At 63.9% G+C, this 15,946-nt stretch carries 14 protein-coding genes; 8 read left to right on the plus strand and 6 right to left on the minus strand.

Annotated features, from left to right (window positions below; all coding sequences use genetic code 11):
- Positions 1 to 54 precede the first annotated feature (54 nt).
- Entirely contained in the window at positions 55 to 1,464 is a 1,410-nt protein-coding gene (locus QMX97_RS16135; RefSeq protein WP_282397242.1) for a PLP-dependent aminotransferase family protein, read from the plus strand.
- Here QMX97_RS16135 and QMX97_RS16140 read toward each other — a convergent pair.
- The 5 genes from QMX97_RS16140 to QMX97_RS16160 all read right to left on the minus strand — a co-directional run bounded on the left by QMX97_RS16140 (position 1,442) and on the right by QMX97_RS16160 (position 5,909).
- Positions 1,442 to 2,521, minus strand: a complete 1,080-nt coding sequence (locus QMX97_RS16140; protein ID WP_106804092.1) for a sigma-54 dependent transcriptional regulator — start codon at positions 2,519 to 2,521, stop codon at positions 1,442 to 1,444. The genes QMX97_RS16135 and QMX97_RS16140 overlap by 23 nt on opposite strands.
- A gap of 140 nt (positions 2,522 to 2,661) precedes the next feature.
- Entirely contained in the window at positions 2,662 to 3,327 is a 666-nt protein-coding gene (locus QMX97_RS16145) for a methionine ABC transporter permease (protein ID WP_106804093.1), read from the minus strand.
- Entirely contained in the window at positions 3,324 to 4,070 is a 747-nt protein-coding gene (locus QMX97_RS16150) for an ATP-binding cassette domain-containing protein (RefSeq protein WP_201144223.1), read from the minus strand. The genes QMX97_RS16145 and QMX97_RS16150 overlap by 4 nt, the downstream gene beginning before the upstream one ends.
- The gene (locus tag QMX97_RS16155; RefSeq protein WP_282397243.1) at positions 4,067 to 4,861 is read right to left on the minus strand and encodes a MetQ/NlpA family ABC transporter substrate-binding protein; all 795 of its coding nucleotides are present in this window, start codon (positions 4,859 to 4,861) and stop codon (positions 4,067 to 4,069) included. Before QMX97_RS16155 ends, QMX97_RS16150 begins: the two co-directional genes overlap by 4 nt.
- A 13-nt stretch (positions 4,862 to 4,874) precedes the next feature.
- Entirely contained in the window at positions 4,875 to 5,909 is a 1,035-nt protein-coding gene (locus QMX97_RS16160) for an isopenicillin N synthase family oxygenase (protein ID WP_282397244.1), read from the minus strand.
- A gap of 237 nt (positions 5,910 to 6,146) precedes the next feature.
- Between QMX97_RS16160 and QMX97_RS16165 the strand changes: the two genes are divergently transcribed.
- Together QMX97_RS16165 and QMX97_RS16170 are read left to right on the plus strand one after the other, a co-directional pair.
- Positions 6,147 to 6,887, plus strand: coding sequence for a response regulator (locus QMX97_RS16165; RefSeq protein ID WP_282397245.1), 741 nt, complete (start codon positions 6,147 to 6,149; stop codon positions 6,885 to 6,887).
- Positions 6,884 to 8,188: an ATP-binding protein gene (locus QMX97_RS16170; protein WP_065906717.1), complete on the plus strand. Its 1,305-nt coding sequence runs from the start codon at positions 6,884 to 6,886 to the stop codon at positions 8,186 to 8,188. The genes QMX97_RS16165 and QMX97_RS16170 overlap by 4 nt, the downstream gene beginning before the upstream one ends.
- A gap of 104 nt (positions 8,189 to 8,292) precedes the next feature.
- Here QMX97_RS16170 and QMX97_RS16175 read toward each other — a convergent pair whose 3' ends face one another.
- Entirely contained in the window at positions 8,293 to 9,225 is a 933-nt protein-coding gene (locus QMX97_RS16175; RefSeq protein ID WP_065906715.1) for a LysR substrate-binding domain-containing protein, read from the minus strand.
- A 256-nt stretch (positions 9,226 to 9,481) separates the two neighbouring features.
- Between QMX97_RS16175 and QMX97_RS16180 the strand changes: the two genes are divergently transcribed.
- The 5 genes from QMX97_RS16180 (at position 9,482) to QMX97_RS16200 (ending at position 15,858) form a co-directional block, all read left to right on the plus strand.
- Complete coding sequence (locus QMX97_RS16180; RefSeq protein WP_282397246.1) at positions 9,482 to 11,125, plus strand: ABC transporter substrate-binding protein; 1,644 nt, start codon at positions 9,482 to 9,484, stop codon at positions 11,123 to 11,125.
- 49 nt (positions 11,126 to 11,174) lie between these two features.
- Complete coding sequence (locus QMX97_RS16185) at positions 11,175 to 12,128, plus strand: ABC transporter permease (protein ID WP_201144220.1); 954 nt, start codon at positions 11,175 to 11,177, stop codon at positions 12,126 to 12,128.
- Positions 12,125 to 12,961, plus strand: a complete 837-nt coding sequence (locus tag QMX97_RS16190; RefSeq protein WP_213554549.1) for an ABC transporter permease — start codon at positions 12,125 to 12,127, stop codon at positions 12,959 to 12,961. Before QMX97_RS16185 ends, QMX97_RS16190 begins: the two co-directional genes overlap by 4 nt.
- Positions 12,962 to 12,963: 2 nt before the next feature.
- Positions 12,964 to 14,604 (plus strand): ABC transporter ATP-binding protein, encoded by a 1,641-nt coding sequence (locus QMX97_RS16195; protein ID WP_282397247.1) that lies wholly within the window; start codon positions 12,964 to 12,966, stop codon positions 14,602 to 14,604.
- 84 nt (positions 14,605 to 14,688) lie between these two features.
- Entirely contained in the window at positions 14,689 to 15,858 is a 1,170-nt protein-coding gene (locus tag QMX97_RS16200) for a hypothetical protein (protein WP_282397248.1), read from the plus strand.
- Positions 15,859 to 15,946 lie beyond the last annotated feature (88 nt).

Below are 15,946 nucleotides of genomic sequence, written 5' to 3' on the forward strand. Positions count from 1 at the left end.
CCTAATCCGCCCTGACTTTACCGGTGAAATCACCAGCAAACACAAGGAAGGTTCATGTTGGTATCCGCCATTGCCTTTGTACCGGGCGTGCCCAAGGTGCAGCAGATCGTCGAGGCGTTCAGCCAGGCCATCGAGCACGGTGAATGGGCGCCCGGCAGCAAGTTGCCGTCGGTGCGTGAACTGACCCAGGTGCTGGGCGTCAGCAAGTTCACCCTCAATGAGGCGCTGGACCGCCTGCGCGGGCGCAACCTGCTCACCTCCAGCCAGGGCCGTGGCTTTTTCGTGGCGATAGACCGCGTGCGCCCGGCCTCGGCAGCCTGGGTCGAACTACTGCCCCAGGACCTGCTCAGCGTGTTGCGCCGCCCGCTGGCCACCGCCGGCGGCGATCTGCGCCCCGGCGGCGGCCACTTGCCGGAGGAATGGCTGGACGCCGAGCCGATTCGCCAAGCCATGCGCAGCACCGTGCGTGCGCCCTCGTTGCGCATCGCCGGGCTGGGCACGCCGGCCGGGCTGCTACCGTTGCGCCAGGCCCTGCAACAGAAGCTGCACACAGAAGGCCTGTCGGTGCCGGTGGAACAGATCATCACCACGCCCAATACCGTGCAAGGCCTGGACATGCTCATGCGCCTGCTCGCGCGTCCCGGCGACACGGTGCTGCTGGACGCACCCTGCTACTTCAATTTCCACGCCAACCTGGCCTTGCATGGGGTCAAGGTGGTGACCCTCGAACGTCGCCCCGACGGTTTCGACTTCACCGCCCTCGAACACCTGCTGGCCGAACACCGTCCCAGCCTGTACTTGACCACCAGCGTGCTGCACAACCCCACCGGCCATTCGTTCAGCCCCAGCCAGGCGTTTCGCCTGCTGCAACTGACCCAGCAGTACCACTGCCATATCGTCGAGGATGACCTCTACGGCGATCTGCACCCCAATCCGCCGCCACGCCTGGCCACCCTCGCCGGCCTGGAGCAGGTCACCTACCTGTCGGGATTTTCCAAGATTCTCAGTGCCAACGCCCGCGTCAGCTACGTGGTGGCCGCGCCGCAACTGGCGGCCAACCTGACCAATATGAAATTGATGAGCGGCGGCGTGACTTCAGAGCTGTTCGAGCAGATCGTCTACCGCATGCTCAGCGAAGGCAGCTACGGCAAGCACCGCAAGCGCATGGTCCAGCGTTTGATGGAAGCCGGTGGGCGCGTCGAGCAATGGCTCAAGCGCTGCGGTTGCGAGCTGCCAATGGGGTTTGAAGGCGGGATGTTCATCTGGGCGCGGCTACCCGCCGGAGTCGACGGCGAGCAATTGGCCCAGGCCGCGCTGAAGCAAGGCATGGTGTTGGCACCGGGCACCTTGTTCGGCTACGACCCGGCGCACCGTGATTCGATGCGTTTCAATGTGGCCCACAGTGACGAGCCACGGGTGCAGCAGCTGTTCGAACAGTTGCTCAGGGCTTCGCGCGCCCCTTGAGCATGCCGTGATTGACCAGCAGCGTGCGCATCGCATTGCGGGTAATCCCCAGCAAGTCGGCAGTTCGCAGTTGGTTGAAGCCACAGAACGCAAACGCCTCGCGCACGATCAAGTCTTCGATGTCGTGCAGCAAGGTATCCCCCGGCACCTCGAACAGGCGCAGCAGTTGCTCGCGCATCACCTCCTGGGGGATGCGCGGCGCGCTGCTGTTGGCACTCGAATGCAGGGCACTGAGCCCGGCGGAAAACTTCAGGTGGTTGGGCATGATCGGTTTGTCGCCAGCCACCAGCAGTGCCAGGTGCACGACATTTTCCAGCTCGCGGATATTGCCCGGCCACGGGTAATCGAGCAGTGCCTGGGTGGCGGACTCGGAGAGCATCGGCTCGGCGATTTTCAACTTGGCGCTGTACAGCCGGCGAAAGTGCTCCACCAACGGCAGGATATCCAGCGGCCGTTCGCGCAGCGGCAGCACCTGCACCTGGGCAACGTTGATGCGGTAGAACAGGTCGAGGCGGAAATTGCCCGCTTCCACGGCTTGCTCAAGGTCGATGTTGGTCGCAGTGACCAGGCGGATATTGATCTTGATCGGCTTGCGCGAACCGACGCGCACCACCTCCTGTTCCTGCAACACCCGCAGCAACTTCACTTGCAAAGGCAGTGGCAGGTCGCCGATCTCATCGAGAAACAGCGTGCCGCCATCCGCCTCTTCAAACCAGCCGATGCGCCGCCCGGACGCCCCGGAAAACGAACCGGCTTCGTGACCGAAAAACTCACTCTCGGCAAGGTTCTCGCTGATCGCGCCGCAGTTCACCGGCACAAACGCACCGGTGCGCCCGCTGGCACTGTGGATGTAGCGCGCCACCAACTCCTTGCCGGTACCGGTCTCGCCATTGATCAACACCGGCGCTTCGCTGGGCCCGACACGCTTGAGGTAGTCGAGCAATTGCAGTGAGCGCGGGTCGGAAAACACCAGGGCCTTGGCGCGAATCGACAGCGGATCCTTTTCGCCCTGGGGCAAGGTCAGGATCGGCGTGGGGTGCCCGTGGGGACGGCTCATGAACAATTTCCCGGCGGCAAGGATGGAAGATGAAGCGTGACTGTACTGACTCCTCGTTATAACCGAAAATACTTAAAATTCATTAGCAAATAACCATAAGCCCTAGACGCTGGCTGGCCTGCGATAGCCGCGCATCCCCCTCAGCGACGGTGCGCCAATGAGCGTACACACCGATCACCCAGGCTTTGCACGCCCTGCACCAGCACCACCAGCACAATCACCGTGACCACCATGATCTGGTTGTTGAAACGCTGGTAACCGTAGCGGATCGCCAGGTCGCCCAGCCCGCCGCCACCGATCACCCCGGCCATCGACGAAAAGCCGATCAACATCACCAGCGTCAAGGTCACCCCGGCCACCAGCGCCGGTAGCGCTTCGGGCAACAGCACCTTGAGAATCACATGCCGGATATCGCCGCCCATGGCCACGATGGCTTCGATGCGGCCCTTGTCCACTTCATCCAGCGCGGTCTCGACAATCCGCGCAAAAAACGGAAACGCGCCGATGGTGATCGGCACCACCGCCGCCGTGCTGCCCAGGGTGGTGCCGACGATCAGGCGGGTCAGCGGAATCAGCGCAATCAACATCACCACGAACGGCAACGAGCGCCCCAGGTTGATCACCCCGCCGAGCACACGATTGACCCGTGGCAACGGCAGCAGCCCGCCACGCCGGCTGATAAACAGCAGCACGCCCAGCGGCAGGCCGATCAGCAGGGTGAACCACCCCGCGAGCAGCACCATGTACAGGGTTTCGCCGGTGGCGTTGAGGAGCAATTGCAGGATGTCCTGCCAGTCGGTTTTCATACGGCCCTCACCACTTGCAGGCTGGGGGCGAGCGAACGGCCCAGGCGCGAGGATGGGTCGGCCTGCAATTGCACCAGGCTGCCGCTTTCCACCACGCGCCCATCGGCCAGGGACACGGCGCTGTCGCAGATCGCCTTGACCACCTCCAGCTCGTGGGTGATCAGCACGATGGTCACCCCCAGTTGCCGGTTGATGTCGCGCAACAATTCGAGGATCGACGCCGTGGTTTCCGGGTCAAGGGCGCTGGTGGCCTCATCCGACAACAGATACGCCGGACGCGCCGCCAATGCACGGGCGATGCCGACGCGCTGTTTCTGCCCGCCCGACAGCTGCGAGGGAAAGGCCTGGGCCTTGTCGCTCAAGCCCACCAATGCCAGCAACTCGGCGACTCGCACGGCACGTTCAGGCTTGGGCATATTGGCGATTTCCAACGGCACCGCGACGTTATCCGCCACGTTGCGCGAATGCAGCAGGTTGAAACCCTGGAAGATCATGCCGATGCGCTGGCGCTGCTGGCGCAAACGCTTGTCGCTCAGTTGCGTGAGGTCCTGGCCGTCCATGAGGATGCGTCCGGAGGTCGGCCGCTCAAGCAGGTTGAGGCAGCGCAGCAAGGTGCTTTTGCCCGCGCCGCTGCGCCCGACGATGCCAAAGATCGAACCATCGGCAATCTGCAACGACACGTTATCCAGCGCCGGTGGCTGGCCATCGGCGTAGGTTTTGCTGACCGCCTCGACGACGATCATTCGGCCGCCACCGGGATCACGGAACCCGCGTATTTCTCGCTGATGAACTTGGCCACCGCCGGTGAGCGCAGGTCGTTGGCCAGCTGCTTGATGCGCGGGTCTTCGAGCAATTTCGGCGTGGTCACGAGGATATTCGCATACGGATTGCCTTCGGCCTTTTCCAGCCCCAGCGCATCCTTGGCCGGCTGCAATCCGGCTTCCAGGGCGAAGTTGCCATTGATCACCGCCAGGTCCACGTCATCCAGGGCCCGCGGGATCTGCGGCGACTCGACTTCGAGGATCTTCAAGTGCCTGGGGTTCTCGGCGATGTCCTTGGGCGTGGCCTGGTCCTTGGAGGCGTCGTTGAAGCCCGGTTTGAGTTTGATCAGGCCGTTGGCTTGCAGCAGGTACAACGCGCGGCTGAGGTTGGTGACGTTGTTCGGCACGGCCACGGTGCCTTTGTCCGGCACCTGGGCGAGGCTGGTGTGGCGATGGGAGTAGATGCCCAGCGGCTCGATATGCACGGTGGCCGCCACCGCAAACTTCTGGCCGAGCGCCTGCTCCTGGGAATTGAGGTACGGCAGGTGCTGGAAGTAATTGGCGTCGACATCGCCATGCGCGAGCAACTCGTTGGAGTTCACGCCGCTGGGGATCTCGATGATTTTCAGCTTCAGGCCCGGGTCGAGCTTTTGCACGTATTCAAGGATTTGCGCGTGGGGAATCGGGTCGGCAGCCACGCGCAAGGCGTCGGCGGCCGACACGCTGAAAGAGGCCAACAACGCCGCCAGGGTAAGTGCAGATTTCTTCAACATAGTGATCTCCTGATCAGGCGGACAGTGCGTGGGGAAGCGTGGCGTCGGCGTAGAAACGTTGGGCGACATCGGGGTGCGAGCGCAGGCGGCCCTTGAGGTAATTCCAGCCGACCTCGCGCAGCAACGGATTGCGCGGATCGCTGGTCGGGCCATGGGCGTCGCGCAGCAGCTCTGGCGCCAGTGGGAACACCGGCACCACCGCGTCGAGTTGCGCACCGAGGAAGAACGCCAGCGACAGGCGCTCGCTGCCCAGCGACGGCGATACCACCCGGTGCACGGTGGCGCGCAGGTAGCCATTGCTGGCCAGTTCCAGCAACTCGCCGATGTTCACCACCAGTGTGTCGGGGCGCGGCGACGCATCGATCCAGCGGCCCTCCTCGACTTCCACCTGCAAGCCGGGCTGGTCCTGCAGCAAAAAGCTCAGGAAGCCGGAGTCCTTGTGCGCCCCCACCCCCTGGCGGCTTTGCTGGGCGTGACGACCGGGGTAGCGGATCAGCTTGATATGCTCGTTGGGCTTGTCGCCGTACAGCGGGTCAAAGGCGTTTTCCGGCAACGACAACGCCTGGGCAAAGGCACGCAACAGGCGCAGCGCCATCTGCGTCATCGCCTGCTGCCAGCCGAGCACCAGCGGCTTGAGTTGCGGCAAGGCTACCGGCCATTGATTAGGGCCTTGCAGGCGCGCCCAGGCCGCCGGATGGTGGCCCGCATCAAGTGGCTCGCGCTCGGCGCCGACGTCAAATTGCTCGCGCAGGTCCGGCTGCCCACGAGTGATCTCCGAGGCCGCGCGGTTATAGCCGCGAAAGTGCGGCGAATTGAGCATGCCCACCGCCAGCTTGTCGGCCTCGGGCAAGGCAAAGAACGCGCGCGCCTGCTGCTGCACTTCGGCCAGCAACGCTGGGTCGATCCCGTGGCCGGTGAGGTAGAAAAACCCGATATGCCGCGCCGCCAGGCGCAACTCGTCGAGGAACTGCTGGCGTTGCTGCGGGCTGCCATCGAGCTGCGACAGGTCGAGCAAGGGCAACGTGGTGATGGACTGCACGTGGGACATCGGCGGCTCGCTCCTTGAACAGAATCCTTGAGAAGCGTCCAAGCTAAACGATCTTAAAAACCCGCAATAAATATCTTTTTAGAATTAGCTTAGGCAGGTCGACCCACCTTCCGCGCTGGCTTTTTGCTTCGTCGTGTATCTCCTTATCGCCAGATACACTGCAATACAAAGGGCACAAGGCAAGCGCGCCGACACTGGCTAGACTGCCGCCCATGAGTATTTAACGAGGAAGACAGCATGGACCATGTCGATCACATCCTGATCGTCGATGACGACCGCGAGATCCGCGAACTGGTGGGCAATTACCTGAAAAAAAACGGCATGCGCACCACCGTGGTCGCCGACGGCCGCCAGATGCGCAGCTTCCTCGACACCACCCCCGTCGACCTGATCGTGCTGGACATCATGATGCCTGGCGACGACGGCCTGCAGCTGTGCCGTGAGCTGCGAGTGGGCAAGCACAAGGCCACGCCGGTGCTGATGCTCACCGCGCGCAACGATGAAACCGACCGCATCATCGGCCTGGAAATGGGCGCTGACGATTACCTGGTCAAACCCTTCGCCGCCCGCGAGTTGCTTGCACGCATCAACGCAGTGTTGCGGCGCACGCGGATGCTGCCGCCGAACCTTTTGGTCAGCGAAACCGGGCGCCTGATCCGGTTTGGCCGTTGGCGCCTGGACACCACCGCGCGCCACCTGCTCGATGAAGACGACACCCTGGTGGCGCTGAGCGGCGCCGAATACCGCCTGCTGCGGGTGTTCCTCGACCACCCCCAGCGAGTGCTCAACCGCGACCAGTTGCTCAACCTGACCCAGGGCCGCGATGCCGACCTGTTCGACCGCTCCATCGACCTGTTGGTGAGCCGCCTGCGCCAGCGCCTGCTGGATGATGCGCGCGAGCCGGCCTATATCAAGACCGTGCGCAGCGAGGGTTATGTGTTTTCCCTGGCGGTGGAAATCCTCGGGGCCGATCAATGACCTTCAAACTCGGCTGGCCACGCACCCTGGCGTCGCAGTTGTCGCTGATCTTCCTGATCAGCCTGGTGTGTGCCCATGGCCTGTCCTTCAGTGCGCAGTTCTACGAGCGCTATATCAGCGCGCGGACTGCCATGCTCGGCAACCTGGAAAACGACGTGTCGACCTCGGTGGCGATCCTCGACCGCCTGCCCGCCAACGAACGTGCGGCCTGGCTGCCGCGCATCGACCGGCAGAACTACCGCTACCTGCTCAACGCCGGCGAGCCCGGCGAGCCGATGCGCAACGATGACATCCCGATGGCCGCCACCTCGATCGCCGAAGCCCTGGGCGAACAGTACGCCCTGACCTTTCGCACGATCCCTGGCCTGCAGAAGCACTTCCAGGCGCACCTGACCCTGGCCGACGGCAACCCGATCACCCTCGACGTACGCCCCGCCGCCCTACCCGTGGCCTACTGGCTGCCGGTGGTGCTGGTGCTGCAACTCGCGCTGCTGCTGGGCTGCACCTGGTTCGCCGTGCGCCTCGCCATTCGCCCGCTGACCCGCCTGGCTCGCGCCGTGGAGACCCTCGACCCCAACGCCCATCCGACGCCGCTGGATGAACACGGCCCGACCGAAGTGGCCCACGCGGCTGCCGCGTTCAACGCCATGCAGCAACGTATCGCCGAATACCTCAAGGAACGCATGCAGATCCTGGCGGCGATTTCCCACGACCTGCAAACCCCGATCACGCGCATGAAACTGCGCGCCGAGTTCATGGAGAATTCGGCTGATCGCGACAAACTCTGGGGTGATCTCAGCGAAATGGAGCACCTGGTGCGCGAAGGCGTCGCCTATGCCCGCAGCGTGCACGGCGCCACCGAAGCCAGCCACCGCATCCACCTCGACGCCTTCCTCGACAGCCTGGTGTTCGACTACCAGGACATGCACAAGCAGGTAAGCCTCAGCGGCAAAAGTGCGGTGGTGCTCGACACCCGCCCCCATGCGCTGCGGCGAGTGCTGGTCAACCTGGTGGACAACGCCCTCAAATTTGCCGGCGCCGCACAGCTGGAAGTCGGTTCGACGACCGAGGGCGAGCTGTCGATCAAGGTGTTGGACGACGGCCCCGGCATCGCCGAAGACGAACTGGTGCAGGTCATGCAACCGTTCTACCGCGTGGAAAGCTCACGCAACCGTGGCACCGGCGGCACCGGGCTGGGGCTGGCGATTGCCCAGCAACTGGTCGTGGCCATTGGCGGTTCGCTGACCTTGAGCAACCGCCCGGAAGGCGGGTTGTGCGCGCAGATCAAGATCAGCTTGTGAGATGTCCCAGCAGGCGCTGGCTTGCCGGCGCTGCGGACACACGGGTGTAGCAGGCCTGCCGCGTCGGTGCGATCGCCGACAAGCCCGCGCCTACAGAAAATCCGTCAGTTCGCCGCCGTAGACGGCTCCAACTGCCGCTGCGCCAACCAGATCTCTTCCTGCAACCACTGGCTGAACACCTGCAACTGCGGCAAATCCGTCTGCTCCGGCCGCGTCACCAGCCAATAGGACTGATGCCCCTCCACATGCACGTTCAACACCTGGGTCAACTGCCCCGATGCCAACTCCGCCGCGACCATATGCCAGTCGGCAATGGTGATCCCCAACCCATCGGTGGCCGCGCGAATGGCCAGGTCCAGCAGGTCGAATTCATACCCGCCCTGGGTATCCACACCGTGGATGCGCGCCGCGTCCAGCCAGTGTTTCCAGGTCAGATAGCGCTGGTCTTCGCTGGCCAGCACATGCAACAAGGTCATGCGGTTGAGGTCCACGCCCTCGTCGCTGCACTCACGGGCATACAGCGACGGCGCGCACACGGCGATATGCCGCTCCTGTATCAGCAACGAACTGTCGAGGCCATCCCATTCGCCGTTGCCAAACCGAATCGCGCAATCCAGCGTGCTGGTCTGCGCCAGGCTGTCCTGCAAACAGGTGGTGATGCTCAGTTCCAGCTCCGGATGGGCCTCGCGCAGGCGGCCCAGACGGGGCATCAGCCAGCGGCTGGTGAAGGTCGGCGGCGCGTTGACGTGCAATCGGTTGGAATGGGTTTTCTGCTGGATGCTGCGCACCGTCAACTCGATCTTGTCGAACGACTGGTGCAGCGCGCGCAGCAACACGCGCCCGGCGCTGGTCAGTTCGAGGTGATGGTGACGACGCTCCAACAAGTTCTCGCCCAGCTGCTCTTCCAACTGCCGGACCTGGCGGCTGACCGCGCTCTGGGTCACGTTCAGCAGCTCGGCAGCCCGGGTAAAACTGCCGGTACTGCCGGCCACTTCGAAAGCCTTGAGGGCATTGAGCCCGGGCATTTTGCGTTTCATGGGAAGCACTCGAGGACGACTGACGAGGCGCCAAGCATCCCATGAGCCAGCAGTTTTTTCCTAGCCAACATGATTTTTTGTATCGCGCAGTAACGATCGCCACGCCAGCGGCGCGTCTATCTCGACACACCGCCACCGCCACGCCGACTAACATGCGTTTAAGGAACGTTTAACCGCTGAATTTATCGTTTGTCGATCGTCGCACCGATGACAAAACTGCGGGCATCTCTAATAAAAACAACATGAGAGCAGCCCCATGTCCGATTCCAACGTTTTAGCGACCCTGGACGGTAACGCGCCGCACCCCGCCGTCGAAGCCCTGTGCAATCAAGTGCAAAGCGGCGAGATCAACCGCCGGCAATTCCTGCGCACCGCCGCCCTCCTTGGCATCACCGTGGCCAGCGCCAGCAGCTTTATCGGCACAGCCCTGCTCGGCAACGATGCCCAGGCCGCCGACGGTACGCCGGCCCGCCAAGGCGGCAGCCTGCGTTTTGCCTGCGCGATCCAGGAAATCCAGGACCCGATGCTGATCACCTGGATCGAGGCGTCGAACCTGCTGCGCAACGCGCTGGAATACTTGACCTGGGTCGACGCCGACAACATCACCCACCCGTACCTCGCCGAAAGCTGGAGCCCGTCCGACGACCTCACCACCTGGACCTTCAACCTGCGCCAGGACGTGAAGTGGAGCAACGGCGACAGCTTCAACGTCGACGATGTCCAGCACAATATCCAGCGCTGGATCGCCGCCGACTCCAAGTCGGTCAACCGCACGGCGTTCCAGGACATCAAGGCCTTCGAAAAAATCAGCGACTACCAGTTCCGCCTGCAACTCAAGCGGCCGATCCTGGCGATCCCGGAGATGCTCAACGCGTTCACCTGCGCCATGGTCCATCGCAGCTTCAAGGCTGGCGATGACTGGGCCAAGAACCCGCTGGCGACCGGGCCATTCAAGTTGGTGTCATTCGCGGTCAACAAGCAGGCGACGTTCGCCAAGCGCGCCGACTATTGGGGCAAGCCGGCCAACCTCGACGAGTTGCGCTATATCGACATGGGCACCGACGTGTCCACCCACCTCGCCGCGCTGCAGGCCGGCCAGGTCGACGTGCTGTACCGCGTGACCGTGGCCGAACTCGACCTGGCCAAGCGCTTGCCGGGCGCGCAGCTGCTCAGCTGCAAATCCGCGCAGACCGTGGTGATGCGCATGGCCTGCGACCAGAAGCCGTTCACCGATGTGCGGGTGCGCAAGGCCGTGGTGCTGTGCGCCGATAACGCGCAAATGCTCAAGGTCGCCTATCGCGGCATGGGCACCCTCGGCGAAGACCACCACGTGGCGCCCTCTCATCCCGAGTACTTTGCGTTGCCCAAGCGCGAGCGCGACGTGGCGGCGGCGAAAAAACTGCTGGTCGAGGCCGGGTTTGCCAATGGCCTGGACATCGACCTGATCGTCGGCAACACCCAGGGCCGCTATGAGCAGGATTGCGCGCAGATCCTGCAACAGAACTGCCTGGAAGCCGGCATCCGCATCAACCTCAAGGTGGTGCCCGCGGCCCAGTACTGGCCGATCTGGGACAAGGCCGCGTTCAGCCTGACCTACTGGGCCCACCGCCCGCTCGGGGTGATGTCCCTGGAGCTGGCCTACCGTGGCGGCGGCGCCTGGAACGAAAGCCACTACCACGACCCGGCCTTTGATGCGGCCCTGGACAAGGCCATGGGCATCATCGACCCCAAGCAACGCGCGGCGGCCATGCAAGACGTCGAGCAGATCCTGCAGGACGCGTGCGTGATCGTGCAGCCGTTCTGGGGCGATAAGTTCACCGCCGTGAGCAAAAAGGTCCAGGGCTTCCAGGTCCACCCCTCCGACTTCTACCCCATGGGCAGTGTCTGGCTGAGCGCCTGATCGACAGGCGCAACACCCCTTCCCATCCCCCCGTCGGAGCGTGCACCTGATGGCTCATTTTCTACTGCGCAAATTGCTGATGCTGCTGGCGACCCTGCTGTCGGTATCGCTGATTGTGTTCCTGGCGCTGGAACTGAATATCGAGGACGTGGCAATCAACGTCCTCGGCCCCTACTCCGCCGCCGACCAGCGCGCCGCGTGGCTGCTGGAACACGGCTATAACCAGCCGTTCGCGTGGCGTTACCTGGTGTGGTTGAAGGATTTCGTCAGTGGCGACTGGGGCACTTCGGTGTACTTTCGCGAATCGGTGCTCAAGCTGCTGCTGCCCAACCTCTGGCAAACCCTGACCCTGGCCGGGCTGGCCTTGCTGGTGATGGTGCCGGTGGCGCTGACCCTGGGCGTCCTCGCGGGGATCCGCCAGGGCTCGCCGGTCGACCGGCTGGTGTCGTTCCTGTCGATCGTCACCACCTCGATCCCGGACTTCGCCAGCGCCGTATTCGTCTCGGCGATCTTTGTGTTCTGGCTCAACTGGCTGCCCGGTGTCAGCAGCATGAGTGACGGCTTCAGCGCCGTCGAACTGGTGCTGCCGCTGATGGTGCTGTGCCTGTTCGGCATCGGCTACCTGGCGCGTATCACCCGCGCGTCGATGGTCGAGGTGATGCAAGCGCCGTACATCCGCACCGCGCGCCTCAAAGGTGCCTCCACGGCACGCATCGTGCTGCGCCACGCGCTGCGCAATGTGCTGATCGCGCCGGTCACGGTGATCATGCTGTACATCCCCTGGCTGCTGTCGAACGTGATCGTGGTGGAAGTATTTTTCGCCTACAAGGGCTTCGGCTCGCTGCTCTATACCGCTTCGCTCAACCATGACGTCTACCTGATCGAAGCCTGCGCGATGATCAGCGGCGTGGTGGTGGGCATCAGCAAGATCTTCTCGGACCTCGCCTACACCTGGCTCAACCCGCGCATCACCCTGCGCAGTCTCGGCGGAGGCCGCCCATGAACCTGCTCAAATCCTTCAAGCATCCGCTGGCGCTGCTCGGCCTGCTGCTGGTCGGCGGCTGGGTGCTGATCGCCGTGTGTGCGCCGTGGCTGGCGCCGCATGATCCGCTGGAAAGTTTCACGCCGCTGCTGACCCCGCTGACTGCCGGCGATGACGGCGCGCGGTTCCTGCTGGGCACCGACATGATTGGCCGCGACATTCTCTCGCGGCTGATCTGGGGCACGCGCACCGTGCTGTTCTGGTCGATCCTCGCCACCCTCACCGCCTTTGCCGTGGGCATCGCCATGGGCCTGTGCGCCGGTTACTTCAATGGCTGGGTCGACGCGGTGCTGTCGTATGTGGCCGACACCGTGCTGTCGTTCCCGGTGCTGGTGCTGTACATCGTGATCATCATCGCCCTCGGCGCTTCGGCGTTGAACATCCTGATCGCGGTGACCTTCACCAGCGCGCCGGCGATCTTTCGCATCATGCGCGCGCTGACCATCGACATCCGCTCGCGCGACTACGTGCTCAGCGCCATCACCCAGGGCGAAGGCTCGCTGCGGATCATGCTGGTGGAAATCCTGCCCAACTGCGGCGGGCCGCTGATCGTCGATTTCTGCCTGCGCATCGGCTACACCGCGATCATGATCGGCGCCCTCGGTTTCCTCGGCCTCGGCCTGCCGCCACCGACCCCGGACTGGGGCGGCATGATCAATGACGGCCGCGCCATGGCCATTTCCTTCCCGCACCTGGTGATCTTCCCCTGCATCGCCATCTCCACCCTGATGCTCGGCCTGAGCCTGCTCGCCGACGGGCTGGATGAACACGCGCAGCAAGGCGCAAGGAGTTGAGCATGAGCAGCCAGCAAACCGTATTGCGGGTCGACAACCTGTCCGTCGAACTGCCCAAGGGCGCCGACCGCAGCCACGCCGTGCAAGGCATCAGCCTGGACGTGCGCAAGGGCGAAATCCTCTGTGTGATCGGCGAGTCGGGCTCGGGCAAGTCCGTGCTGTCGGCGGCGATCATGGGCGATTACGCCAAGGGCCTGCGGCATGCCGGTGGGGTCATCGACTTCCTCGGCGAGGATATCTGCCGCCTCGACGACGCGCGCCTGCGGGCATTGCGCGGCAACCGCATTGCGATGATTTTCCAGGAGCCGATGGCCGCACTCAACCCGGCGATTCGCATCGGCAGGCAAGTCGAAGAGATCTTCGACATTCATGCGCCGCAGATGCCCGCCGCCGAGCGCCGCGAACGCATGCTTGCGCTGTTGGCGTCCACGCAACTGCCGGACCCGCCGCGCATCGCCAACAGCTTCCCGCACCAGTTGTCCGGTGGGCAATGCCAGCGCGTGGTGATTGCCATGGCCCTGGCGATGAACCCGGACCTGCTGATCGCCGACGAACCCACCACCGCCCTCGACGTGACCACCCAGGCCCAAGTGCTGAAGCTGGTGCGCGACCTGCGTGGGCGCGGGCAGCACGGCATCCTGTTTATCACCCACGACTTTGGCGTGGTGGCGCAGATTGCCGACCGCATCGCGGTGATGGAAGGTGGCCGCCTGGTGGAAATCGGCGCACGCGACCAGGTGCTGAATGCGCCCGCTCATGCCTACACCCGCAAGCTGATTGCGGCGGTGCCGGCACTGCATCCCGAACTGCATGTGCCGAGCGAGGACGGCGAAATGGCCTTGCGCATCGAGCACCTGACCAAGACCTACACGGTCGGCGGCAGCTCGGTGGCGGCGCTGCGCGATGTGTCGCTGAACCTGCCGCGCGGCAAGACGCTGGCGATTGTCGGCGAATCCGGCTCGGGCAAAAGCACGCTGGTCAAGGCTGCGATCCGCCTGGTGGACAGCGACAGTGGCCATGTGTGGGTCGGCGACACCGACTTCCTGGCCCTGCGCGGCGCGGCATTGGCCGCCAATCGCCGGCGTATCCAGATGATTTTCCAGGACCCGTATGGCTCGCTCAATCCCCGCCACCGTGTCGGTGACATCATCGCGCGCGCCGCGCAATTGCGGGGGCTGTCGGCCAAGGATGCCTGGGCCGAAGCCGGCGACCTGCTTGAGCAGGTGGGCCTCAAGCGCGATGCCCTGCAGCGCAAGCCTCGGCAGTTCTCCGGCGGCCAGCGCCAGCGCATCGGCATTGCGCGCGCCCTGGCGATGCGCCCGGAAGTGCTGATCGCCGATGAAAGTGTGTCGGCGCTGGATGTGTCGGTGCAAAAGCAGGTACTGGAATTGCTCGCCACGCTGCAGCAGCAGTTGAACCTGAGCATCCTGTTCATCACCCACGACCTGCGCGTGGCGGCGCAGATCAGCGACCACATCGCGGTGATGCGCCAGGGCGAGGTGGTCGAATACGGCACCGCCGAACAGGTGCTGCTGCGCCCGCAGAACGACTACACCCAGGCATTGCTCGCCGCGGCTCCCGGCGCGTCGCAATTGCCGGCGGCCGGGCCGCCGCTACGGCTGATCCGCCCCGCCGCGCACTGAGTTGAAACCTTTTCCCCGCGTCGCAGCGTTCGCTGCGGCAACGGGCTGCTGTTGCCAAAAATAACTAAAAACGAGAGTAAAACCATGCGACCAACGATGCGCTACTTCACCCTTATCCCTGTGCTCGGCGCCCTCGCGGCGCCGGCCATGGCCGTGCAAGTCACCGACAACCTCGACCTCGGCGGCGCCATCCGGGCACGCTGGGACTATGACCCGGACCGCGACATCCAGAAGTTCGGCCTCGACACCGTGTACCTCAGCGCCAAGTACAACTCCGACAGCTGGATCGGCGAAGCGCAGTACCGGTTCTACGGGCGCTCGTACCCCTACCAGTACACCAAGAACTACGGCGATATCCAGTTCGCCAAGTTCGCCTGGGTCGGCTACAAGTTCAACCCCGAGCAACAGGTGCAAGTCGGCCTCAACACCGTGCCGTTCGGGCTGCAGCCGTACTTCGGCAGCACCTTTTATGAAACCCTGGGCAACGTGATCGGCCTGGAAGACGTGCAGCAGGTCGGTGCCAAGTACGTGCAGCAGACCGGCGACTGGAACGTCCAGGCCGGCTACTACCTGCGCCCGGCCTGGCAAGGCAAAGGCACCAGCAAGGGCGTGACCTATTCCAGCGTGATCTCCGGCGCCGACAGCTACGTCGCCGACGGCAGCGACAACCAGGAACGCAACACCGTGGTGCTGCGCGTGGCCAAGGCCCTCGACCTGGGCGGCTGGAAGTCCGAAGTCGGCGTGTCCGGCCTGACCTCGACCCTGGAAAACAAAGACACCGGCAACGACGGCCGCCGCAACGCAGTAGCCGTCCACTACCTGGGCAAGAACGGCCCGTGGGGCCTGCAGCTGCAGGCAGCGCGCCAACAGATGTCACCGCGCAACCCGGGCACCGACAGCGTGGTGACGTTGGGCGGTTATGACGGCACCTTCAACGTGGCCAGCCGGGGCAATTTGTACGTGGCGGACCTGAGTTATGACGTCGGCGGCAAGTACCTGTTCGACCAGGTCAGTGGGGTGAAGCTGTATGCCAACTACAGTGCGTTCGATAAATCCGAGGATCAGTTCAAGACCTCGCAGCGGGTGATTCTGGGGACGTCGTTTTCGGTCAGCAAGTTGTGGGTGGCGACGGAGTGGTTGATCGGCAAGAACGATCCGTATATTGGTGGGAGCAGCTATACCCAGAGCTTGGGGGCTGGGGGTAGTAACCAATGGGAAAATCAGCTGTACATGAACATTGGGTATTACTTCTAATAGGCGGCGTCATTACTGACGCCTTCGCGGGCAAGCCCGCTCCCACATTTGATCGGCGCCGCGGTCCAACTGTGGGAGCGGGCTTGCC

This window comes from Pseudomonas sp. PS01298, from assembly GCF_029959745.1.
GTDB lineage: Bacteria > Pseudomonadota > Gammaproteobacteria > Pseudomonadales > Pseudomonadaceae > Aquipseudomonas > Aquipseudomonas aylmerensis.

Coding starts and splice junctions, on each gene's coding strand:
- QMX97_RS16135 (WP_282397242.1), top strand. CDS start 55: ATGTTGGTATCCGCCATTGCCTTTGTACCGGGCGTGCCCAAGGTGCAG.
- QMX97_RS16140 (WP_106804092.1), bottom strand. CDS start 2,521: ATGAGCCGTCCCCACGGGCACCCCACGCCGATCCTGACCTTGCCCCAG.
- QMX97_RS16145 (WP_106804093.1), bottom strand. CDS start 3,327: ATGAAAACCGACTGGCAGGACATCCTGCAATTGCTCCTCAACGCCACC.
- QMX97_RS16150 (WP_201144223.1), bottom strand. CDS start 4,070: ATGATCGTCGTCGAGGCGGTCAGCAAAACCTACGCCGATGGCCAGCCA.
- QMX97_RS16155 (WP_282397243.1), bottom strand. CDS start 4,861: ATGTTGAAGAAATCTGCACTTACCCTGGCGGCGTTGTTGGCCTCTTTC.
- QMX97_RS16160 (WP_282397244.1), bottom strand. CDS start 5,909: ATGTCCCACGTGCAGTCCATCACCACGTTGCCCTTGCTCGACCTGTCG.
- QMX97_RS16165 (WP_282397245.1), top strand. CDS start 6,147: ATGGACCATGTCGATCACATCCTGATCGTCGATGACGACCGCGAGATC.
- QMX97_RS16170 (WP_065906717.1), top strand. CDS start 6,884: ATGACCTTCAAACTCGGCTGGCCACGCACCCTGGCGTCGCAGTTGTCG.
- QMX97_RS16175 (WP_065906715.1), bottom strand. CDS start 9,225: ATGAAACGCAAAATGCCCGGGCTCAATGCCCTCAAGGCTTTCGAAGTG.
- QMX97_RS16180 (WP_282397246.1), top strand. CDS start 9,482: ATGTCCGATTCCAACGTTTTAGCGACCCTGGACGGTAACGCGCCGCAC.
- QMX97_RS16185 (WP_201144220.1), top strand. CDS start 11,175: ATGGCTCATTTTCTACTGCGCAAATTGCTGATGCTGCTGGCGACCCTG.
- QMX97_RS16190 (WP_213554549.1), top strand. CDS start 12,125: ATGAACCTGCTCAAATCCTTCAAGCATCCGCTGGCGCTGCTCGGCCTG.
- QMX97_RS16195 (WP_282397247.1), top strand. CDS start 12,964: ATGAGCAGCCAGCAAACCGTATTGCGGGTCGACAACCTGTCCGTCGAA.
- QMX97_RS16200 (WP_282397248.1), top strand. CDS start 14,689: ATGCGACCAACGATGCGCTACTTCACCCTTATCCCTGTGCTCGGCGCC.